Origin of the sequence: Streptomyces sp. NPDC002773 (assembly GCF_040295605.1) — a bacterium.
Taxonomy (GTDB): Bacteria; Actinomycetota; Actinomycetes; order Streptomycetales; family Streptomycetaceae; genus Streptomyces.
Genome location: NZ_JBEOVO010000001.1, coordinates 39,413 through 60,714, shown reverse-complemented (window position 1 = coordinate 60,714; position 21,302 = coordinate 39,413). Strand labels below are relative to the sequence as shown.

General features: G+C 72.9%; 22 protein-coding genes. 4 read left to right on the top strand and 18 right to left on the bottom strand.

Annotated elements, in window-relative coordinates; all coding sequences use genetic code 11:
• Positions 1-25: 25 nt before the first annotated feature.
• The 11 genes from ABT034_RS00320 to ABT034_RS00270 form a co-directional block, all read right to left on the bottom strand.
• Positions 26-805: an HAD-IIA family hydrolase gene (locus ABT034_RS00320; protein ID WP_351209622.1), complete on the bottom strand. Its 780-nt coding sequence runs from the start codon at positions 803-805 to the stop codon at positions 26-28.
• 109 nt (positions 806-914) lie between these two features.
• On the bottom strand, positions 915-2,462 hold the full coding sequence (locus tag ABT034_RS00315; RefSeq protein ID WP_351209620.1) for an alkaline phosphatase family protein: 1,548 nt from the start codon (positions 2,460-2,462) through the stop codon (positions 915-917).
• A gap of 150 nt (positions 2,463-2,612) precedes the next feature.
• Positions 2,613-3,671, bottom strand: coding sequence for a 2-aminoethylphosphonate ABC transporter substrate-binding protein (locus ABT034_RS00310; protein WP_351209618.1), 1,059 nt, complete (start codon positions 3,669-3,671; stop codon positions 2,613-2,615).
• A gap of 38 nt (positions 3,672-3,709) precedes the next feature.
• Positions 3,710-4,507, bottom strand: coding sequence for an ABC transporter permease (locus tag ABT034_RS00305; RefSeq protein WP_351209616.1), 798 nt, complete (start codon positions 4,505-4,507; stop codon positions 3,710-3,712).
• Positions 4,494-5,312 carry a 2-aminoethylphosphonate ABC transporter permease subunit gene (locus tag ABT034_RS00300; RefSeq protein WP_351209614.1) on the bottom strand — a complete coding sequence of 273 codons (819 nt, stop codon included), beginning with the start codon at positions 5,310-5,312 and terminating at the stop codon, positions 4,494-4,496. Before ABT034_RS00300 ends, ABT034_RS00305 begins: the two co-directional genes overlap by 14 nt.
• Before the next feature lie 70 nt (positions 5,313-5,382).
• Positions 5,383-6,450 (bottom strand): ABC transporter ATP-binding protein, encoded by a 1,068-nt coding sequence (locus ABT034_RS00295; RefSeq protein WP_351209612.1) that lies wholly within the window; start codon positions 6,448-6,450, stop codon positions 5,383-5,385.
• Positions 6,447-7,136 carry a phosphonatase-like hydrolase gene (locus tag ABT034_RS00290; protein WP_351209610.1) on the bottom strand — a complete coding sequence of 230 codons (690 nt, stop codon included), beginning with the start codon at positions 7,134-7,136 and terminating at the stop codon, positions 6,447-6,449. Before ABT034_RS00290 ends, ABT034_RS00295 begins: the two co-directional genes overlap by 4 nt.
• A gap of 5 nt (positions 7,137-7,141) precedes the next feature.
• On the bottom strand, positions 7,142-8,263 hold the full coding sequence (locus tag ABT034_RS00285) for a TIGR03364 family FAD-dependent oxidoreductase (RefSeq protein ID WP_351209608.1): 1,122 nt from the start codon (positions 8,261-8,263) through the stop codon (positions 7,142-7,144).
• A gap of 145 nt (positions 8,264-8,408) precedes the next feature.
• Positions 8,409-9,170, bottom strand: a complete 762-nt coding sequence (locus ABT034_RS00280) for a GntR family transcriptional regulator (RefSeq protein WP_351209606.1) — start codon at positions 9,168-9,170, stop codon at positions 8,409-8,411.
• 199 nt (positions 9,171-9,369) lie between these two features.
• On the bottom strand, positions 9,370-10,551 hold the full coding sequence (locus tag ABT034_RS00275; RefSeq protein WP_351209604.1) for a hypothetical protein: 1,182 nt from the start codon (positions 10,549-10,551) through the stop codon (positions 9,370-9,372).
• Positions 10,552-10,675: 124 nt separating this feature from the next.
• Complete coding sequence (locus tag ABT034_RS00270) at positions 10,676-11,875, bottom strand: ROK family transcriptional regulator (RefSeq protein WP_351209602.1); 1,200 nt, start codon at positions 11,873-11,875, stop codon at positions 10,676-10,678.
• A gap of 56 nt (positions 11,876-11,931) precedes the next feature.
• Between ABT034_RS00270 and ABT034_RS00265 the strand changes: the two genes are divergently transcribed.
• Positions 11,932-13,077 carry a Gfo/Idh/MocA family protein gene (locus ABT034_RS00265; RefSeq protein WP_351209600.1) on the top strand — a complete coding sequence of 382 codons (1,146 nt, stop codon included), beginning with the start codon at positions 11,932-11,934 and terminating at the stop codon, positions 13,075-13,077.
• The gene (locus ABT034_RS00260) at positions 13,074-13,640 is read left to right on the top strand and encodes a heme-degrading domain-containing protein (protein WP_351209598.1); all 567 of its coding nucleotides are present in this window, start codon (positions 13,074-13,076) and stop codon (positions 13,638-13,640) included. The genes ABT034_RS00265 and ABT034_RS00260 overlap by 4 nt, the downstream gene beginning before the upstream one ends.
• 75 nt (positions 13,641-13,715) lie before the next feature.
• Here ABT034_RS00260 and ABT034_RS00255 read toward each other — a convergent pair whose 3' ends face one another.
• From ABT034_RS00255 to ABT034_RS00240, 4 genes are all read right to left on the bottom strand, one after another.
• Positions 13,716-14,573, bottom strand: coding sequence for a fumarylacetoacetate hydrolase family protein (locus ABT034_RS00255; protein WP_351209596.1), 858 nt, complete (start codon positions 14,571-14,573; stop codon positions 13,716-13,718).
• A gap of 138 nt (positions 14,574-14,711) precedes the next feature.
• Entirely contained in the window at positions 14,712-15,452 is a 741-nt protein-coding gene (locus tag ABT034_RS00250; protein ID WP_351210403.1) for a YidC/Oxa1 family membrane protein insertase, read from the bottom strand.
• Positions 15,453-15,565: 113 nt separating this feature from the next.
• Positions 15,566-15,862, bottom strand: a complete 297-nt coding sequence (locus ABT034_RS00245; RefSeq protein ID WP_351209594.1) for a DUF6412 domain-containing protein — start codon at positions 15,860-15,862, stop codon at positions 15,566-15,568.
• A gap of 62 nt (positions 15,863-15,924) precedes the next feature.
• Positions 15,925-16,479 (bottom strand): winged helix-turn-helix transcriptional regulator, encoded by a 555-nt coding sequence (locus tag ABT034_RS00240; RefSeq protein ID WP_351209592.1) that lies wholly within the window; start codon positions 16,477-16,479, stop codon positions 15,925-15,927.
• A 168-nt stretch (positions 16,480-16,647) separates the two neighbouring features.
• Here ABT034_RS00240 and ABT034_RS00235 point away from each other — a divergent pair, with 168 nt between their 5' ends.
• Positions 16,648-18,117, top strand: a complete 1,470-nt coding sequence (locus ABT034_RS00235) for an MFS transporter (protein ID WP_351209590.1) — start codon at positions 16,648-16,650, stop codon at positions 18,115-18,117.
• Here ABT034_RS00235 and ABT034_RS00230 read toward each other — a convergent pair.
• Positions 18,072-18,932: a class E sortase gene (locus ABT034_RS00230; protein ID WP_502972759.1), complete on the bottom strand. Its 861-nt coding sequence runs from the start codon at positions 18,930-18,932 to the stop codon at positions 18,072-18,074. The genes ABT034_RS00235 and ABT034_RS00230 overlap by 46 nt on opposite strands.
• 63 nt (positions 18,933-18,995) lie before the next feature.
• Here ABT034_RS00230 and ABT034_RS00225 point away from each other — a divergent pair, with 63 nt between their 5' ends.
• A complete protein-coding gene (locus ABT034_RS00225) occupies positions 18,996-19,991 on the top strand; it encodes an SEC-C metal-binding domain-containing protein (RefSeq protein ID WP_351209588.1) in 996 nt (331 codons plus the stop codon).
• 271 nt (positions 19,992-20,262) lie between these two features.
• Here the strand turns inward: ABT034_RS00225 and ABT034_RS00220 are convergent, their stop codons facing one another.
• Positions 20,263-20,712 carry a hypothetical protein gene (locus ABT034_RS00220; RefSeq protein ID WP_351209586.1) on the bottom strand — a complete coding sequence of 150 codons (450 nt, stop codon included), beginning with the start codon at positions 20,710-20,712 and terminating at the stop codon, positions 20,263-20,265.
• Positions 20,713-20,795: 83 nt separating this feature from the next.
• Positions 20,796-21,245 (bottom strand): hypothetical protein, encoded by a 450-nt coding sequence (locus ABT034_RS00215; RefSeq protein WP_351209584.1) that lies wholly within the window; start codon positions 21,243-21,245, stop codon positions 20,796-20,798.
• Positions 21,246-21,302 lie beyond the last annotated feature (57 nt).

Below are 21,302 nucleotides of genomic sequence, written 5' to 3'. Positions count from 1 at the left end.
TCCGCAGGGGGCGGCCGCACGGGGCCTACACGCGGTCGACGATGTCCGCGATCGACGGGACGATCTTCGACGGGCGGAACGGGAAGCGGTCGATCTCCGCCTGCGTCGTCAGACCGGTCAGCACCAGGAAGGTCTGCATGCCCGCCTCCAGGCCCGCCAGGATGTCGGTGTCCATCCGGTCGCCGATCATGGCGCTGGACTCGGAGTGGGCACCGATGGCGTTGAGGCCGGTGCGCATCATGAGCGGGTTCGGCTTGCCCGCGAAGTACGGCTCCTTGCCGGTGGCCTTCGTGATGAGCGCGGCGACGGAGCCGGTGGCCGGGAGCGGGCCTTCGAGGGAGGGGCCGGTCTCGTCCGGGTTGGTGCAGATGAAGCGGGCGCCGGCGTTGATGAGCCGTACGGCCTTGGTCATCGCCTCGAAGGAGTACGTACGGGTCTCGCCGAGCACCACGTAGTCCGGGGCGTGGTCGGTGAGGACGTAGCCGATGTCGTGCAGCGCGGTGGTCAGGCCGGCCTCGCCGATGACGTACGCGGTGCCGCCGGGGCGCTGGTCGTCGAGGAACTTGGCGGTGGCCAGGGCCGAGGTCCAGATGTTCTCGACGGGGACTTCGAGGCCCATCCGGGCGAGCCGCGCGTGCAGGTCGCGGGCCGTGTACATCGAGTTGTTGGTGAGGACCAGGAACGGCTTCCCGGTCTCCCGCAGCTTCTTGATGAACGCGTCGGCACCGGGGATCGGCACGCCCTCGTGGATGAGGACGCCGTCCATGTCGGTCAGCCAGGATTCGATCGGCTTGCGCTCTGCCATGGGTGCGGGACTCCTGCCGTACAGACGTGCGGTGTACTGGGGGCGCCGCGACAGCGCTGTGGCGACGCCCCCAAGCCTAGTCAGGATGTCCTGATCCTGACCCTGGTGTTCAGGATGCGGCGACCTTGACCCCGTCGATGGTCCAGTACCAGTTGTTGGCGCCGGTGTAGCGGAAGCGGAAGCTCACGCTGGAGGCGCCCGCGGGGACGGCGACCGAGAGGGACTGGGGCTTGGAGATGACGTCGGCCGTGTAGCTCTTGACCAGGGTGGGCGTGCCGCCGTTGAAGCTGACCAGGACCTGGGCGGACTGGGCGCCCTCCTGGCGGTAGAAGGTGGTGAAGTCCAGGGTGACCCGGCTCGCCCCCGAGACGCTGTACGCGGGGGTGACCAGGGTGGAGTCGTACGTACCGGAGAAGGTCTTGTCGGCCCACTCGTCGGAGTCGGCGACGGCGAAGACGCCCCGGGCCCGGACGTTGAGCTCGCGGGACTGGTCGCGCTGGGAGCGGGACCAGAACTCGTCGGTGGCGAAGGACCAGCCGCGCCACTCGGTCATGCCGCCGGTGCCCATGGCGTTGTTGATGACGGACCAGCCGCTGGGCGCGGTGTGGGTGAAGCCGAGGACCCCGGCGGGGATGCCGGTCTCGTCGACGCGGCCGGTCAGCGACCCGTAGAGGCTGTCGAAGGGGTCGGTGGAGCGCTGCTGTATCGGCTTGCCGTCGAGGCCCCAGGCCGGGTCGGGGGTGATGCCGAGCTGGTGGAAGACGGTGGCGGCGACGTCGACGAGCCGGGTATCGATGGGGCGCTGGCCGGCGGCGATGCCGGGGCCCTGGGCGAGGACGAAGGTGCGGCGCTCCTCGATGGCGGAGCCGCCGTGGCCGCCGCCGTCGGTGTGGCCGTGGTCGGTGGTGACGATGACGGTCCAGCGCTCGGAGGCGTAGGTGGGGCGGGCCTTGATGGCGGTCCAGAGCCGGCCGAGGTAGGTGTCCTGGACGGCGATGACGTCGAGGTAGGCCTGGCTCGCGGCGCCGGAGTTGTGGCCGACGATGTCGGACTGGCCGAAGTAGACGAAGAGGACGTCCGGGTTCTGGTTCCGCAGGACGGACTCGGCCTCGGAGGCGATCGTGGCGTCGTGGGCCACGTACCCGTCCGCGTCGCCGTCGAGGACGAGCTTGGCGTCGGCGCCGGTGGTGACGGTGCCCTGGGCGTCCAGCGGCTTCCAGTCGACGGCGGCGTACGTGGAGAGGCCGGGCCGGACCTGGGCCAGGCGGGCGAGGAAGCCGGGGTACTGGGTGTAGTTCTTGCCGGTGAAGGTGTTGTCCTTCACCCCGTGCTTGTCGGGCCACACGCCGGTGGAGATCGTCGACCAGCCGGGCCCGGAGGAGGTCGCGGCCATCGGGTTGGCGTACAGCAGGGACAGGCCGTACGTGCCGTTCGCCATCATCGACTTGAGGTGCGGCGCCTTGGCCGCGTCGATCCTGTCGTACCGCAGGCCGTCCATGCCGACGACGAGCACCTTGTCGCTGCTGGTGCCGTTGGGGAGCGTCGGGGCGGCGGCGGCCGCGAGGGCGGTGGGGGCGGTGGCGATTCCGGTGGCGGCGACGGCGGTGGCACCGGCGGCGGCGAGCACGGTGCGGCGGGGGATGCCGGTGATCGGCATGTCGGAGTCCTCCGTGGAAGTCCGTGGAAGGGGGCTGAGGGCACGCCAACGCCCCTGATTCCTCAGGGGCGTTGGTCCGTACCCGTTATCCTTCCGCGATACTCCTCGCGGGCGCCAGAGTCGTACGGTGAACTCTTGGCCGTCGCTCGGTTAGCTTCCCGTTGCGGACTTCCACGCGTCGACGTACGCCTTGAGGTTCTTGTCGATGTCGGCCCAGTCGGGCTCGAAGACCTCGACGCCCTCGAGGAGCTTGGCGAGCTCGATGGCGTTGGCGTCGGTCGCCTTGATGTCCTTGCGGGCCGGGAAGCCGCCGCCGATGGCGCTGACCTCGCGCTGGGCGCCCTCGCTCAGCATGAAGTCGAGGAGCTTCTTGCCGTTCTCGGTGTGCGGTGCCTTGTCGACGAGACCGGCCGCGTACGGCAGGGCGAAGGTGGTCGGCTTGCCCGCGCCCTTGGCCGGGAACCAGATGCCGAGGTTCGGCATGGACTTCGACTGGGCGAAGTTCATCTGCACGTCACCGTTGGCGACGAGGAGTTCGCCCTTGTCCACCTTGGGGGCGAGCTTGGAGGTGGAGGACGACGGGCCGACGTTGTTGGCCTGGAGCTTCTTCAGGTACTCCATCGCCGGCTCCTTGCCGCCGAAGTCGTGCATCGCCTTGATGAGGACGGCGGTGCCGTCGCCCGCGACACCCGGGGTGGAGTACTGGAGCTTGTTCTTGAACTTGCCGTCGAGCAGCTCCTCCCAGCTCTTCGGGGCCTGGGGAAGCTCCTTCTTGTTGTGGATGAAGCCGAAGTAGTTGTTGACGACGGAGATCCACTTGCCGTCGGCGGACTTGTCGCCGCCGTCGATCTTGTCGGCGCCCTGGGGCTCGTACGCCTGGAGCAGGCCCTTGGAGTCGGCCTGCTGGATGAACGGGGGCAGGGTCACGATGACGTCGGCCTGGGTGTTGCTCTTCTCGCGGAGGGCGCGCTGCACCATCTCCCCGGAGCCGCCCTCGACGTACTTGACCTTGATGCCGGTCTTCTTCTCGAAGTCGGCGAAGACCTTGTCGTACCAGCCGTCGCCCGCCTCGCCCTTGAGGCCGTCGGCGCTGTAGACGGTGACGATCTTCTCGTCGGATGCGGCGGAGGAACCACCGCAGGCGGTGAGGGTGCAGGCGAGGGCGAGCGCGCCGGTGACGGCGGCGATCGGCTGGGCGTACGTGCGCATAACGTTGTTCTCTCCTCAGGGCGAGCGGGGCGAGCGGGCTAGCGGAAGGAAGCCTTGGTACGGACGCGGGAGACGGCGAGCAGGGCCAGCAGGGTCGCGGCCATGAGGACCACGGCGAGCGCCGAGCCGGTGAACAGCGAGCCGCGGTCGGTGGCGGTGAAGATGAGCACCGGAAGGGGCATCCAGTCCGGCGGGTAGAGCATCATCGTGGCGCTCAGCTCACCCATGGAGAGGGCGAAGCAGAGTCCGGCGGCCGCGTTCAGGGACGGCAGCAGGAGCGGCAGCTTCACCCGGAGCAGTACGTACGAGGGGCGGGCGCCGAGGCTGGCCGCCGCCTGCTCGTACATCGGGTCGAGCCGCACGATGGCCGCCGAGACCGACTGGTGGGCGAAGGCCGTCACGAGGACGGTGTGCGCGAGGATCACGATCCAGCGGGTGCCGTTGAGGAGCACCGGCGGCTGGGAGTACGCGACGAGGACGGCGAGGCCGACGACGACGGACGGCACGGCGACCGGCAGCATGAACAGGGCGTCGATGACCCTCTTGCCCCGCTTCCCCAGGGCGGCCCCGGCGAGCGCGGCCCAGGTGCCGACGGTCAGCGCGATCAGGCTCGCGGTGACGGCGGTGACCAGGCTGGTGGTGAGCGCCTGGAGGGACTCCCCGCGCACGGCCGCCGTGTAGTGCGCGGCGGTCGGCCCGGAGGGGAAGGCGCCGGACCAGTTCGTGGAGAACGAGGCGGCGACGATGACGAGGAGGGGCAGGGCGAAGAGGGGGACGAAGAGGAGGGCGAACCCGGCCCACACCGTCCACTTGCCCGTACGGCTATGCACCAGCACGGCGGCTCACCCCCCGGTAGAGGACGTAGAGGCCCACGGAGAGGGCGACGTTGACGACGGCGACGACACAGGCGGCGGCGTAGTCGGATTCGAGGATGGCCTTGCCGTAGACGAGCATCGGGAGGGTCGTGACGCCCTTGGCGCCGGTGAAGAGGACGATCCCGAACTCGTTGAGGCACATGACGAGGACCAGGCTGCCGCCGGCGGCGAGCGCGGGCAGCGCCTCGGGCAGGATCACCTGCCGCACGATCCGCAGCGGCCGGGCGCCGAGCGAGGAGGCCACCTCCAGCTGGGCCGTCTCCATCTGCGAGAAGGCGGCGAGCAGGGGCCGCATCACGAACGGGGTGAAGTACGTGATCTCGGCGAGGAGGACGCCCCACGGGGTGGTGAGGAACTGGAAGGGGCCGGCCGTGTCACCGGTGACGTCCGTCCAGACGCCGTTGGCCATGCCGACCGTGCCGTAGAGGAAGAGCAGGGCGAGCGTGATCAGGAAGGACGGGAAGGAGAGGAAGACGTCGATGAACTTCGACACCGCCTTCCCGCCGGGGAACGGGACGAACGCGATCACGACCGCGAGCACGAAGCCGAGGACGAGACAGCCGACCGTGGAGGCGACGGCGAGCCACACGGTGGTGACGAGGGCCTCGCGGAAGGACGTGGAGGCGAGGACGTCGGCGTACGCACCGGGCGCCAGGGACTCCTGGACGACCAGGGCGAGGGGGTAGAGGAAGACGAGGGCGAGGACGGCGACGGGGGGGAGGGCCCAGACCCAGGTGGGGGTGGAGCGTCGCGCCGTTGCGGGCATACGTTCCGCAGGGGCGGAACGGGTGGGCACAACACCCGTTGCGGGGTGCTCCTTGACGAGACCTGGAGCTTTACCGGCCATCGTTCACCCCTGCGGGCAGCAGCACCGCGTCCTCCGGCGCGAAGTGCAAGGTGACCTCGGCCCCGAGAAGCGGCGTCTCCCGCAGCTCGCGGACGTCCGCCTTCACCCGGTGGCCGCCGCCGACGTCCACGTACAGCCGGTGGGTGGAGCCGCGCCACTGGACCTCGGAGATGCGGCCCCGCAGCGCGTTCGGCCCGTCGCCGAGCCCGACCAGGTGGGGGCGGACGCAGAGGGTGGCGGCCGCGCCGGGGGCCGGACCGGTCACGTCGTCGGTGGCGGCCTTCAGCTCGGTCCCCTCGAAGGCGACACCCCCGGTACCGACGGTCACCGGCAGCAGGTTGGCGTTGCCGACGAACGACGCCGTGAACTCCGTACGCGGCCTGCGGTACAGGTCCTGCGGGGTGCCGCAGTCCTGGAGCCGGGCCTTGTCCATGACGGCGATCCGGTCCGCGAGGGTCAGCGCCTCGACCTGGTCGTGGGTGACGTACAGGATCGACACGTCCGGCAACTCGCGGTGGAGGCGGGCCAGTTCGGCCAGCATCCCGGAGCGCAGCTGGGCGTCGAGCGCGGAGAGCGGCTCGTCGAGGAGGAGCACCTTGGGCCGGATGGCGAGCGCGCGGGCGATGGCGACGCGCTGCTGCTGGCCGCCGGAGAGCTCCCGGGGGTACCGGTGGGCGTAGGCCGCCATGCCGGTCATCTCCAGGGCCTCGGCGACCCGGCCGGGGATCTCGTCCTTCGGCGCCCTCTGCGCCTTCAGTCCGAAGGCGACGTTCGCCTCGACCCGCAGGTGCGGGAAGAGGGCGTACTGCTGGACGACCATCCCGATTCCCCGCTTGTGCGGCGGGAGGGCGGTGACGTCGCGGTCGCCGATGAGCACCCGCCCGGAGGCCGGCCGCACGAATCCGGCGACGGCCCGCAGCGCGGTCGTCTTGCCGGAGCCTGAGGGCCCGAGGAGGGCCATGACCTCGCCTGGTTCGACGGTCAGGTCGAGCCGGTCGAGGACGGTGGTGCCGCCGTACGCGACGGACACGGCGTCGAAGCGGATGCCGCTGGTCATGCCTCGAACTCCTGGAGAAGCGCCGGGAGTTCGACGATGGAGGCGAGGACGCGGTGGGCGCCGTGCTCCGTGAGGGCGGTCTCGTCGTGGGCGCCGGTCAGGACGCCCGCCACGATCCCGGCGCCCGAGCGGACGCCGCTGAGCATGTCGTACGAGGTGTCGCCTGCGACCGCGATCCGGCGGACGTCCTCGACGGCCCCGGTGCGGAGGAAGGCCGCGAGGACCATGTCGGGGTACGGGCGGCCGCGGCCGCCGGCGTCGGCCGGGCAGAGGGTGAGGCCGACGAGGTCGCGCCAGCCGAGGGCGTCGAGGATGGCGTCCTGGGTGACCCGGGCGAAACCGGTGGTGAGAACGACGGTCCTGCCCTGCTCCCCCAGCGTGGCGATGGCCTCGGCGGCGCCCGGGATGGGGGCGATGCGGCCATCGGAGACGAGTTCGCCGTACGCGTCCTCGAAGAGGAGGTTGGCCTTCTGGGCGCGGGCCTCGTCGCCGTCGAGGAGGTGGCGGAAGACGGAGATCTTCGACTCGCCCATGGTGGCGCGGACGTGGCCGATCATCGCGGCCGGGTCTTCGCCGAGGCGCTCGGCGGCGACGGTGAAGGCCTGCTCGACGAGGCCGCCGTCGGCGACGGTGGTGCCGGCCATGTCGAGGACGACGAGGTCGTGCTGCTGCTTCTTGATGCTCATGTGGTTCACCAGCCCAGTTCGTTCGCGGTCGTCTCGGCGATGGCGGGGGAGCAGGTCATGCCCCGGCCGCCGGGTCCGGTCACCAGCCACACGCCGTCGCGGACCCGCTGGCGGTGCGCGACGCGGGTCTTGTCGACGCACTGCGCGTACACCCCGGCCCAGCGCCGCTTGATCTTCGGCAGCGGGCGGCCGAGGAAGGACTCGACGACGCGGGTGAGGTGCTCGTAGGGGTCTTCGAGGGTGTCGAAGGCGAAGGGGTGCTCGTACTCGTGGGTGTCGCCGATGGTCAGTCCGCCGTCGAGGCGCTGCACCATGAGCAGCTGCATCTTGTGGGCGGCGGCGGTGGGGTCCTGCGGCTGCGCGGCCTGGAGCGCGTCGAGGGCCTCGGAGGCGTAGGCCGGGTAGTAGCGGAAGGAGTCCGCGTCGGCGACGGAGGTGGTGAGGGGCTCGCCGAGGGGCTCGGTCTGCATCATCTGGAGGCGGACGCGGCGGACGGGTATCTCGCCGGCGACCTCGCGGACGAGGCCGGAGAGCCAGGCGCCGGTGCACAGGACGACGGCGTCGCCGGTGTGGGTCTCGCCCCGGTCGTCACGGACGGCGTTCTCCCCGACGACGTCCCGCACCTCGCGGTTCGGCAGGAAGGTGTACTTCCCGGTGGCGAGGAGGGCCTCGCGGAGGGCCAGCTGCGCGAGGCGGGGCTCGACGGCGGCGTCCCGCTCGCACCAGAGGGCGGCGTCGAAGTCGCCGCGCAGGGCCGGGTTGATCGCGCGGGCCTCGTCGGCCGTGAGGAGCTTGTAGCCACGGGCGGCGGCGTCGGGGCGGGCGACGGCCGCCTCGGCGACGGCGAGCTCCAGCTCGTTCCGTACGGGGGTGAGGGAGCCGTTGGCCCGGAAGCCGAGGCCGGGGACGCGGGCCCCGATGCCCTCCCAGAGTTCCCGGGCGCGCAGGGCGGTGTCGAGCTCTTCGCCGCCCGCCCGTCCGCTGACCCAGATCTGGCCGAAGTTACGGAGGGAGGCTCCGCGCGCCTCGGCCTCTCGCTCGATGTGTACGACCTCATGGCCGCGTTCCACTGCGTGCCAGGCGTGCATGGTTCCCACCACGCCGGCTCCTACGACGATCACCTTCATGCCGACGACGTTCGCGGCGGTGGGTGACCCGGACGGGGCCGGGGGGCGACGGGACGGTAAACAAACCGACAAGCTTGGACCAGACCCGTTACCGTTACGTAATAAAAGGGGGGGTGGGGAGGGGCTTGAGGTTGCCGACGTTCCGTCAGCCCTGCTCCCCCAGATGGGCGGTGAAGCTGAAGCGGTCGCCTCGGTAGAGGGTGCGGACGCGCTCCAGGGGGCGGCCCGCCGTGTCCCGGGAGACGCGGTGGAGCAGCAGCATCGGGAGGGCGGGCGGGGTGCCGATGAGCAGGGCCTCGCGGGGGGTCGCGAGCACCGTCTCGATGCGCTCGTCGGCGGCGCCGAAGGAGATGCCGAGCCGGTCGTGGAGGTAGGAGTAGAAGGAGGAGTCCGGGTCGAACTCCGTGTCCAGGTGCGGGACGCGGGCCTCGGAGACGTACGTGCTCTCCAGGCCGACCCGCTCGTCGTCGGCGAGCAGCACCCGCTCCATGTGCCAGACGGGCTCGCCGCGTTCCGCGCCGACCTCGGGGGCGAGCGCCTCCGGGCAGGGGAAACGGTCCAGCGAGATGAGACTGCGGCCGGGGCGGCGGCCCTGGCGGCGCACACCCTCCGTGTAGCTCGCGAGCGAGAGCGGCTGTTCGAGCTTGGGGCCCGCGACGACCGTGCCCCGGCCCTGGCGGCGCAGCCGCCCCTCCAGGAGGAGTTCCCGCAGCGCCTGCCGGACGGTCTCGCGGGACACCTCGTACCGGACGGCGAGGTCACGCTCGGTGGGCAGCAGCCCGCCCTCCCCCAACTCGTCGACCATCAGGGTGAGTTTCGCCTTGACGGCGTAGTACTTGGGCACGCGGCCGTGCTCCGGGATGCCGGAGCGGACGGGGGCGCCGGGGGTGGTGTGCTGGTAGTTCACCGGGGGATGGTCGCAGACGGGGATGAACGGGAGGGTGTACGGCGGGTGGCTTGGGGGTGCGGGGGGGGGCGTTTGGGTCAGTGGGGGTGGGGGCGGCGTTTGGCTCAGGGGGGCGGGCGGGGCAGTGGGGGTGGGGCGGCGTTGGGCTCAGGGGGGACGGGCGGGGCAGTGGGGGTGGGGCGGCACAGACGGGCGGGGCTCAGCGGGGGCGGGCGCGGCGGCGGAGGCGGATGAGGAGGGCGCCGAGCAGGACCAGGGCGGCGGCGAGTGGGGCGAGGGCTCGTACGTACGCCTCCGCGTCCTCCCGTCCGGTATGGGCGAGTTCCGGGTCCGACGGCTGGGCATCCGGGTCCCTCGGGTCGGCGGTGGCGTCCGGGGGGCGCGGGGCGGTTCCGGGGGGCCGGGAGGGGTCGGCGGTGCCGGGTGCGGTGGGTTCGGCGGTGGGAGCGTCGGGCGCGGCGGGTCCGACGGTGAGGCGGTAGTCGCCGGACTCGCCGACCCAGTCGCCGTCGGCGCCGCGGCGCTGCACGACGGCGGCGTTGACGACGACGTCGTCGGGGGCGGTTTGCGCGGCGAAGGCCAGCCGCACGGGGACGGTGAGGGTCTTGCCGGCGGGGACGGCGAAGCCGCCGAAGCCGGTGAACGCGCCTACGTTCTCCGCCTCTTCGGTCGCCTCGAAGGTGACGGGGCGCCACTGCGCGGACCCGGCGTCGTAGAACTCGAACCGGATCTGCTCGGGCCGCAGCGTCCGCTCCTGGTCGGTGAGGACGAGGACGGGGTGGATGCCGGAGCAGGGCGCGGCGGTGGTGTTGGTGAGGTCGAGCTTCCACTCCTGCGGGGCTCCGCCGGCGGGGTAGTCGGGGGGCCCGCCGTGCAGCCGGGTGTCGAGCGGGAATCCACCGCCGGGAGCGGCACCGCAGACGGGGGCGGGGGGATCAGGGGCGGGGACGCGGGGCCCCGGGGCGGCCCCGGCCGAAGCCGGGGCCGGCCGCACGCGGGCTGCCGAGGGCGGGGGCGGGGGTGCGGCGGGGGCGGCCAGGGGTGCGTCGGCCCTGAGGGCGGGGGCGGCCGGGGGGGCATCGGCGGCCAGGGCCGGGGTGGTCAGGGGTGCGTCGGCCCTGAGGGCGGGGGCGGCCGGGGGTGCATCGGCGGCCAGGGCCGGGGCGGCCCGGGGGGCATCGGCTGCCGAAGTCGGAGCCAGCCACGCTTCGGCCGACAGGCCCGGAGCCGACAGGTGAGCCCCGGCCGCCGAGGTCGGTGGGGCCGCGTGGGCCTCGGCCGCCAGGGCCGCGGCCGCCAGCTGGGTCGTGGCGGTGGCTGCCAGCGCCGCCGCCGTCGTCAGGGCGCGGGCGCTGCGCGGTCGCAGGGGGGCGGATGCCATGGGGCGGGGCCTTTGCTCTCGCGGGCGTACGGGTCGGCCGCGACGCTGCCACCCCGGAACGGCCAGGTCCGGGCAGCGACACCGCCCGCACCCCCGGACGGCCCGCCCATTCCGCCCGATCAGCCTATTTTCCGAAGATCGGAGCGAGGATGAGCCAGGCGGCCCCCTCGGCCACGGCGTCCGCCGCCGCCTCCGTGTCCACGTCCGCGTCGCCGCCCGCGCCCTTCTCCCCCGCGACGCCCACCGGCGCCGTCAGGCCCAGCCCCGCCAGGACCTCCCGTACCCCGTCCGCGAACACCCCCGGCGCCGCAAGCACCACCCGCCCGCCCAGGAGGACCTGGTCGATATCGAGGAGCCGTACGAGATTCGCGGCGCCCGCGCCGAGGATGCGCGCCGCCTCGGCCAGGTCGCCGCGCCCGACCGCCGCCAGGCACAGGACCTCCAGGCAGCCGCGCCCGCCGCAGTCGCACGGGGGCCCGTCGAGCTGCACGGTCTGGTGGCCGAGTTCGCCCGCCCCCGTCCTGTCCCCGCGCAACACCGCCCCGCCGAGGACAAGGCCGGCGCCCAGACCCGTACCCAGGTGGACGTAGGCGAAGGAGCCGGGGGCGGCGGGCCGGACGGCGAGGCGCAGGGCGGCGGCGTTGGTGTCCTTGTCGAGGACGACGGGCAGCCCGAGCCGCCGGACCAGCTCCTCGCGTACGGGGACGCCGTCCCACTCCGGGAACCCCGTCACCCGACCCGGCACCCCCGCGCGGTGGTCCAGCGGCCCGGGCATGGCGACCCCGACACCGAGCACGGGACGGGCGCCGAACGCGCCGGGTTCGTCGGGCGCGCCGAGAACCCCGGCCACGTCGGGCACGTCGGGCGCGCTGGACACCCCGGGCACACCCGACGCACCGGGCACCCCGGCCACCAGCCCCCGCACCTCCTCCGCCACCGCCGCCAAAACCGGCCCCGCCCCCTCCCCCAGGTCCAGGGCCCGGCGGCGCCGGGACACCACCGCGCCCGCGAGGTCGGTGAGGAGCGTCGTCAGCTCGTCGCGGTCGAGGTGGACGCCGACGGCGTACCCCGCGGAGGCGACGAGCCGCAGCACCGTACGGGGCTTCCCGCCGGTCGAGGCACGGTGGCCGGCCTCCGCCACGAGGCCCTCCGCCCGCAGCCTGGCGATGATCTTGCTGACGGCCTGCGGGGTGAGCCCGGTCCGCTCGGCCAGCTCAAGCCGACTGATCCCCGGCTCCCCCGCCGTACGCAGCAGGTCGAGCACGAGCGCCGCGTTGTGGCTGCGCAGTGCCGGCACGTTCACTCCACCCAGGTCCGTCTTCACCTCCCCATTGTCGCGGCCGCTTGCACTTTGGCAACACCGTTGCTTAAGTGGACGGCATGACTGGCACGGACACGACCGGCTCGGACACTGGCACGGCCACGACCGGCACGACAGGCACCGCACCCCGCACCCCCCTCCGCGTCGGACTCGTCGGCTACGGCCTCGCGGGCTCCGTCTTCCACGCCCCGCTGATCGCCGCCTCCGAGGACCTGGTCCTCGCCGCCGTCACCACCGGCAACCCCGAGCGGGCCGCCGAGGCCCGCGCCGCCCACCCCGGCGTCCGGGTCGTCGCCACCCCCGAGGAGCTGTGGGAGGGAGGGGCGGGCGAGCTCGACCTGATCGTCATCGCCTCCCCCAACAAGACGCACGTCGCGCTCGCCTCCGCCGCCCTCAAGGCCGGCCTCCCCGTCGTCGTCGACAAGCCGCTGGCCGGGACGGCCGCCGAGGCCCGCGAGCTCGCCGCCCTCGCCGAGGAGCAGGGCCTGCTGCTCTCCGTCTTCCAGAACCGCCGCTGGGACAACGACTTCCGTACGCTCCGGCGCCTGATCTCCGAGGACGCGCTCGGCGAGGTCCAGCGCTTCGAGTCCCGCTTCGAGCGGTGGCGTCCGCTCCCCAAGGGCGGCTGGCGCGAGTCCGGCGCCGCCGAGGAAATCGGCGGGCTCCTGTACGACCTCGGCAGCCACGTCGTCGACCAGGCCCTCGTCCTCTTCGGCCCGGTGGTCTCGGTGTACGCCGAGTCGGACGTACGCCGACCGGGCGCCGAGGCCGACGACGACACCTTCCTCGCGCTCACCCACGCGAACGGCGTCCGCTCCCACCTGTACGTGAGCGCCACCGCCGCGCAGCTCGGCCCCCGCTTCCGGGTGCTCGGGCAGCGCGCCGGCTTCGTGAAGTACGGGCTCGACCCGCAGGAGGCGGACCTGCGCGAGGGGCTGCGGCCCGTACCGGGCTCGGCGTGGGGCGAGGAACCGGAGACGCTGTGGGGCCGGCTCGGCGCCGGCGAGTCGCCGCTGACCGGCGGCGGCACCCCGGTCGAGTCGCTGCCGGGCGACTACCCGGCGTACTACGCGGCCGTCGCCGCCGCCCTGCGCGGCACCGGCGAGAACCCGGTCACGGCGCACGAGGCCGCCGCCGCGCTCGACGTCCTGGAGGCGGCGAAGCGCTCGGCCCGCGAGGGCGTCACGGTGAGGATCGACGCATGAGCGAGGACGGTCGCACGAACGAGACCGGGCGTACGAACGAGGGCGGGCGTACGAACGAGACCGGGCGCACGAACGAGGGCGGTCGTACGAGCGAGGTGGAGGCCCTGGAGGCCCAGGAGGCCCGGCTCGTCCTCCCCCGGTTCACGTACGAGGACGCCTGGGCGCTCGGCACCCTGCTCGTCGGCATGGCCCGGGAGCGCGAGGCGCCCGTCGCGATCGACATCCGGCGCGGGCCGCAGCAGCTCTTCCACTGCGCGCTGCCGGGCTCCAGCGCCGACAACGACGCCTGGATCGACCGCAAGCGACGGATCGTCGAGCGGTACGGCGTGAGCTCGTTCCTGGTGGGCGCCCGGTTCCGCGCCAAGGGCACGACGTTCGAGGCGTCCTCGCGCCTCGACCCCGACCGGTACGCCGCGCACGGCGGTTCGTTCCCGGTCGCGGTCGAGGGCGTCGGCGTGATCGGCTCGGTCACGGTCTCGGGCCTGCCGCAGGCAGAGGACCACGCCCTGGTCGTCGAGGCGCTGGAACGCTTCCTCGGCTCGTACGGCTCAGCCGCCGCCTGAGGGACGTACGTACGAGGGCGGCGCCCCACACGGGGCGCCGCCACTCCGCCGACAGACGTCCTACCGGGATCGGGATCAGGCGCTTTTCAGCTCCTGCCGCTGCCGGCCGAGGCCGTCGACCTCCAGCTCGACGACGTCACCGGGCCGCAGGTACGGCTTGGGCTCCGGCTGCCCCATGGCGACGCCCCCCGGGGTGCCGGTGTTGATGATGTCGCCCGGGTAGAGGGTCATGAACCGGCTGACGTACCGGACGACCTCCGCGACCGGGAAGATCTGGTCGGAGGTGTTGCCGTCCTGCTTCAGCTCGCCGTTGACCCAGAGCCGGAGGCCGAGGGACTGCGGGTCCGGCACCTCGTCGGCGGTCACGAGCCAGGGGCCGAGCGGGTTGAAGGTCTCGCAGTTCTTGCCCTTGTCCCAGGTGCCGCCGCGCTCGATCTGGAACTCGCGCTCGGAGACGTCGTGGGCGACGGCGTACCCGGCGACGTGCGCGAGGGCCTGCTCGTCGGTCTCCAGGTAGCGGGCGGTGCGCCCGATGACGATGGCGAGCTCCACCTCCCAGTCCGTCTTCACCGAGCCGCGCGGTACGAGCACGGTGTCGTCCGGGCCGACGACGGTGTCGGCGGCCTTGAGGAAGACGACGGGCTCGGCCGGGGTGGCCTGGCCGGTCTCGGCGGCGTGGCCGTGGTAGTTCAGCCCGATGCACACGACTTTGCCGATCCGCGCGACGGGCGGGCCGACGCGCAGGCCGGTGGCGTCGAGCGCGGGCAGCACACCGGCGCCGGCGGCAGCCCGTACGCGGTCGAGGGCGGAGGCGTCGGCGAGCAGACTGCCGTCGATGTCGTCGACAAGGGCGGACAGGTCGCGGAGCGTCCCGTCCTGGTCGAGCAGGGCGGGACGCTCGGCTCCGGGCGGGCCGACACGCAGCAGCTTCATGGACTTCTCCCTGTGGTCGAGGCGGGCCCGGGAAAGGGCCCTGAGGTACCCCGGCCGATGGAGTGCGGCCATCGGAGGATTGGTCGATCCTCCAAGAGAACGGGTCACTCTGCAAGACCCCGTTCACGCAGTGGACCCTTACGCGCGAGTAGCTACGGCCTTGGCGCCCCCCTTCTCCTCCCGCTCCCGGAAGAGGAAGGCGCGTTCGGCGGCGGCCCAGGTCGTGCTGGTGACCACGTAGAGGGCGGCGGCGAGCGGGATGACGGCGACGGTGATCAGGGTGGCGAAGGACAGCAGCGGCATGACCTTGGTGATGGCGCCGGCGCCGGGCGTGGGCTGCCCCAGGTCGAGGGGCTGGGCGGCGAGCTGCCGCTTGGTGCTCCGGTACGTGAACGTGGCCACGGCGGCGACGAGCGCGAAGAGCACGAGGTAGACCGCCCCGGCGGGGCCGAAGACGCCGCCGTCGCCGAGGGCGTCGGCCCAGCGGTCACCGAGCGGGGCGGCGAAGAGGGTGTGTCCGGCCATCCGGTCACCGGCGAACAGGTGGTACATGAGCAGGAACGCGGGCGCCTGGCAGAGGGCGGGCAGGATGCCGGCGAAGGGCGACACCTTCTCCCGGGCGTGCAGTTCGGTGACCGCCTTCCTGAGCCGCTCGGGGTTCTTGGCGTGCTTCTTGCGGAGCGCGGCGAGCTGCGGCGCGATCCGGGTACGCGCCTTCTGGCCCCGGGCCGAGGCACGGGACAGGGGGTGGATCGCGAGCCGTACGAGCAGGGTGAAGAGGACGATCGCGGCGGCGGTCGCGGTGGTGGCGAAGAGCGGCTGGAGCAGCTCGGCGAGCCACTCGACCAGGGAAGCGAACACAGACAGGAAGTCGGACAGGAAGCCGAACAAGGGGAACCCTCCGTGGGGTCTCGTCGTGCCGGGGAGATGTCGGGTCTCGGCATGACGGATCCGCGTGTGAGGGCTTGTCCGGTGTGGTGTGCGGGGGCTCCCTACGCGGCCGTCGGGAGGGGACGGCCGGGAGCGCGGGGTCTGCGCCGGCCTGCGGCGTCGGGGTCGCGCTGGGGCAGGAAGGCGGTGCGCCGCTCGCGGTCACGGATGGCCGTACGCACGGCGGTGGGCGGTACGGCAGGGGCCGTACGGGCTCCGAAGAGGGCGCAGACGACGGTGGTCGCGGCGAGGGCGACGGCGGAGGTGACGCCACCGCCGTCGGAAAGGAGCAGGTCGGCGAGGGCGATCAGGAAGAACAGCGGCGCGGCGACATGCAGCACCAGGGACCTGATGGTCATCCCGTCACCTCCTCCCCTGCTCGCGTCGCGCGATCTCTCACCGGGAGGACGCGCGGCGCCCCTCAGGAGTTCCCGTCCGGCGAGGGGAGTTGGGGGGACTCGTGCAGGGGTACGAGGAGACGCCGGGGGCCGAGGAGTGCGCGGCTGACCGGATCGCTGGGTTCGGGATCGAGCCCGGCGCCGGGGCGCATCTCGACGTCGGCGGGCGGTACGGGGACGCGGCAGGTGGCGCATTCGCCGTACGGGCCGAGTTCGGTGCCGCAGTCGGCGTGGTGGAAGTGGCGTACCGGTACGGGTCCGGGGTCCTCGGCGCGGCCCCAGGCGCCGAGCGACCACAGCACGGGCCAGAGGGCGAGGCCGCGCGCGGTGAGCACGTACTCGTCGCGCGGGGGCGACTCCTGGTAGCGCCGCCGGTCGAGGACGCCGGCGTCGACGAGGGCCTGGAGGCGGGCGGCGAGGACGGCCCGGGGGGCGCCGAGGTGAACGAGGAAGTCGTTGTAGCGGCGGACGCCGTAGAAGGCGTCGCGGACGACGAGGAGGGTCCAGCGCTCTCCGACGACTTCGAGGGCGCGGGCGATGGAGCACTGCTGGTGCGCGTAGTCCTTGCCGAGAGCCATGGACTCCAGCGTACCCGCTCTAGGTTCACTGACTGAACTCACCTGCTACGGTGAGCGTCCGTCGTCACCTGAGTTCACTGACCGAACCAACTGGTGGAGGTCCCCGCCGTGCCCCAGCCCACGCCGTCCGCCTCCCCTCCCCCCACCCCAGCCTCCGCCCCTCCCCCCGTGGCTTCCCCCACCCCGCCCCGAGGCTCCCGCCCGGGGGCGACCCTCGCCGTCACCGCCGCGGCCACCGCCGTCGCGCTGATGAACTACACGGCGCCGATGGTCACCCTCCCCGACATGGTCGCCGCCTTCGCGACCCCGGCCTCCGCCCAGGCCTGGCTCCTCAACGGCACCCCGCTCGGCCTCGCCGTCCTCCTCCTGGTGGCCGGCAGCCTCGCGGACGCGCACGGGCGCCGCCGGGTCTTCCTCCTCGGCACCCTCGCCCTCGGCGTCACCACCGCCCTCGGCGCCCTCGCGGGCTCCACGCTCACCTTCACCCTGGCCCGGGTCGCCCAGGGCGCGGCGAGCGCGGCGGTCCTCGCGGGCAGCCTGGGCCTCCTCGCCCAGGCGTACCCGGCGGGCCGGGACCGGATCAGGGCCACCGGAATCTGGGGCGCCGCCGTCAGCGGCGGCATCGCCCTCGGCCCCCTGCTCGCGGGCGCCCTGAGCCTGGCGGACTGGCGGCTCGCGTACGGGGCCCTGGGGGCGGCGGCACTGGTGACGGCGGCGGTGGGGGCGCGGGCGCTGGCGACGGAGGGGGCGGCGGTGAGGCTGGACCCCGACCCCGGCCCCGAGCCCGACCCCGAGCCGGGGTCCGACGCCGACGCGGCCGCACCGGGCGGCGGCGAATCGGCTCCCCGCCCCGACATCGCGGGCGCGGCGGCCCTGGGTCTGGCGGTCGCGGCGCTGCTCACGGCGCTCACCCTCGGCCGCGACGGCTGGCTGCGCCCCCACGTGGGCGTCCTGCTCCTGGCCACAGTCGCCCTGACCGCGCTCTTCGTGGCGGTCGAGCGCCGGAGCCGTACGCCCATGGTGGATCTGGCGCTGCTGCGGCGGCCCGCGTTCCTGGCGTCGACGCTGGGGGCGCTGTTCACGGGCCTGGCGGTGATCGGCCTGTTCAGCGTGGTGCCCACGCTGCTCCAGGGCGGATCGGGGATGTCTCCGCTGGGGGCCGCCTGGCTGTTCGTGCTCTGGTCGGGCACGGCGTTCGTGGTGGCCCTCCAGGCGCGCCGCCTCCCGGCCCGGTTCTCGGCCCCGTACCAGCTGACCCTGGGGTTCGTCCTGTCGGCGGCGGGGGTTCTGGCCCTGCTCGGCACCCTGGAGGGCCCGGCCGGCTCCTGGCCCCGCCTCGTCCCCGGCCTCGTGGTGGCGGGCGCGGGCAGCGGCCTCCTGAACGCGGCGCTGCCCCGGCTCGCGGTCGACTCGGTGCCGCCGGAGCGTGCGGCGATGGGCTCGGGCGCCAACAACACCGCGCGCTACATCGGCTCCTCGGCGGGTGTGGCCCTGGCGCTGGCCCTGGCGACGACGGGACCGGACACGGCGGTCCTGGCCTCGGCGGGCCTGGCTCTGACGGGCGCCGTGCTCACCCTCGTACTGGGGAGGGGTCAACGGGCCGCCGAGACGAGCGTCGCCCAGACGACGAGCCGGTAGGCGCTGCTGAACTCGGGGGTACAGGTGGTGAGGGTGAGATAGGCGCCGGGGGCGTCGTACCCGTACGAGGGCTTGACGAGGGAGCGGGGCACGGCCCGGATGACCCCGACGTCACGGGGAGCGGTACGGGAGAGGATCTGGTCGACGCGGTAGGTGTACGTGGCGTCCCGGGTCCGCACGGAGATCTCGTCGCCCTTCGCCAGCCGGTTGAGGTACCGGAAGGGCTCGCCGTGGGTGTTGCGGTGCCCGGCGAGGGCGAAGTTCCCGTCGCGGCCGGGGGCGGCGGTGCCGGGGTAGTGCCCGACGTACCCCTTGTCGAGGACGGACCGCTTGGAGACGCCGTGGGCGACGGGGGCGGTGAGGCCGATCCGGGGGATACGGAGGACGGCGAAGGCGGCGGAGGGCGCGCGGGGCGCGTGGGAACGTCCGGGGTCGGGCAGGCCGCCGGACGCCGCGGAACCGGCGGTGGCAGGCACGGAGGAGGGCTCGACGGACGGCTCGACGGACGATGGACCGGACGACGGGCCGGACGACGAAACGGACGCCGGACCGGACGACGGGCCGGAGGACGGAACAACGGGGACGGGGACGGGGGGAGAGATGTCCCACTCCCGCTCAAGGGCACTCACCTGTTGACGGGCCTCGGCGCGGGCCTGCTGGTTGGTCCACCAGAGCTGGTGGACGACGAGAAGCAGCAGGACGACACCACAGGTGACGACGGTCTCGGCAGCCACCCACAACACACGGGCACCCGGGCGGCGCCGCCCTCGCGACTGGACGACGACCGGTATCCGCTGCCCCGCTCTGGCCCGCACGCGGGGCACGATAAGCGCTGGGGCGCCAACTCTCCAGGCCCGTACAGCAGTACGGTGGAGCGCATGCGCCCCGACACGCCTGCCGCCCACACCACCGAAGCCGAGCGCCTGCTGCGCACCGCCGGGCAGTACCCGGAGGACCGGGAGCCCCTGCTTCTCCAGGCCGCGGCCCACCTGGAACTGGCGGGCGACCGCCCGGCCGCATCGGCCCTCTACGACTCGCTCCTGTCCCCCGCGCCGGCGAACCCGCACCTGATCAGGGCGCTGAAGGCGGCGAACCTGTGGGAGTACGGCCACGAGGCCGAGGCGCGGGCGATCATCGACGGCCTCCGGAGCGCGCGGCCCTCGGACGCGGCGCCGTGGGAGATCGCGGCGGAGACGCTGGAGGCCCACGACGAACTGGAGGCGGCGGAGTCGACGCTGACGGAGGCGGCCGAACTCCTGGCGACCTCCGAGGAACTCCCCCACGCGACCCAGTCGCTCCTGATCACCCGGCACCGGGTCCGCAGGATGCTGGCGCTGCCGCACGACGACTGGGACGTGACCGCGGACCGGCTGCACGGCGGGGCGGTCCCCCTGGACGAACTCCACGACCCGAAGCGCCTGTGGTCCCTCGGCTCCTCGGACCCGGCGGAACTCCAGGCGGAGATCACCCGCCTCCGCTCGGAACTGGGCACCTACCGCACGGCCCTCTCCCGCCCGTTCCCGGTGGCGGTCCTCCACTGGCCGGAACCGGAACTGGACGAGCTGCTGGCGGCGTACCCGGAACTGGAAGCCGAGTACCCCACGTACCGGGCCCACCTGACAGACATCGAAGCCTCCCTCCGCGAACTCGCCCAAGCAGGCACCCCGAACCTGGGCATCGTCCCCGCGACAGTCCCCTCGTACGAAGCCTTCGCCGCCTCAGAATCCACCAAGCCGTCAAACGCGGACCTGCTCCCCCAGTACGCGACGACTTTGGCGGCGAGGGGGCGCGCGACGGCTTGGCCACCGGCCCGCACGTCGGCTTGCTGGTGCGGGTCGGGACGGACGTACGGGGAGTGCCACGGCGCGGAGTGATCAGCTCTCCTCACCCGCGCCGGGAAAGGGCCCGACCGGAGCTATCACTCGACATCTGGCTTCGGGAGACGGGCTCATTGGGTGGGCCGGGTTCTCCGAGTGTGAAAAGGCGGCCTCCGCCGCCGGGTCAAGGGTGGGCGCAGCCCATCGCGCAGCGACGCCGAAGGCGCCCTTTACGCGGTGGTGGAGGACGCCGCACTCGGAAAGAGGGCGGTCGCGCCAGAAGCTCGGCCTGCGACCCGCCGCGGTCGTGACCTCGGTGGCAGCCGGGTCAGCTTGCCGGGCTGGTCAGGACGCAGTTCGGGTAGTCGTTGTCCGGGTCGCCGATGGCGGCCCAGAGTTTCAGGACCTTGCCTTGCTTCAAGGCGGCGTAGGCGTCCGGCTTTCGCCCGCGCGTTTCGGGGTGAGCGGCGTCGAAGGTCACGCCGAGGAAGCTTTGCTCCTTGTTGGAGCCTGCTCTCCACCTGCCTGTTCCGGACCAGGCCAAACTGTCGTACCAGCCCACGGCGACGCAGACCTTGTCGGCGATGAACGTCCCATCCTGCTTCAGCGTGAGCGTGCCGCCGTCGGCATCGGTCCACGTGGTCGCAAGTTCGGCTGGTTTCAGCACGACCGGGTCGCCGTCGGGCGGCGGCATGACGGTCAACCTGCCGCAGGCCGTCAGCGCGAGGGCCAGGGCCAGGGCGGGCACGATCAGCGCAGTACGGCAGTAACGAAACACACTCCACCCCTCGTGGGTTCCGCAGGCCACGGAACCCACGCCGTACCCTGGCACGGAGTTTGAACATGTTCAAGTCTCGTTCGCTACACGGCCATCCAGCAGTACAACCGGTGCCCCCGAGCGAGCGCCCTTTCCGCCAGAGCAGCCAGGTCCTCCAAGAAGCCCGTGAGTCCGCTCAGGTCCGACTCGGCGCTGAAGGCGCCCGACGCCGACCAATCACGGGCCGCTTCGCCCAGCGCCTTCCCGTCGAGACGGGCGAGGGAGTCGCGCAAGGAGTCCGTCAGCGACAGCGCGACGACTTCTCCGTCACCCACCATCCCGACCAGATGCCCATGCCTCGGATCAGCCCCCACAGCCTCGGCACTTCGCCCGGTGACGAGCACCTCCGCCGGCAGCAGCCCAACCACCGGATCGACGCCCTTCACGACGAACGTGTCATAACCCGTCCCCAACGGCTGTTCGTCCTCACGGACCACAGCCCGCATCGCGTCTTCGTCATCAGCAGCGGCGTAATAGCCGTACAGAGCTCCCATGCCGCCGATCATCACACCCAGCCGTCACCCCCCATGAGTGGCAAGCCCCCTCAGCCC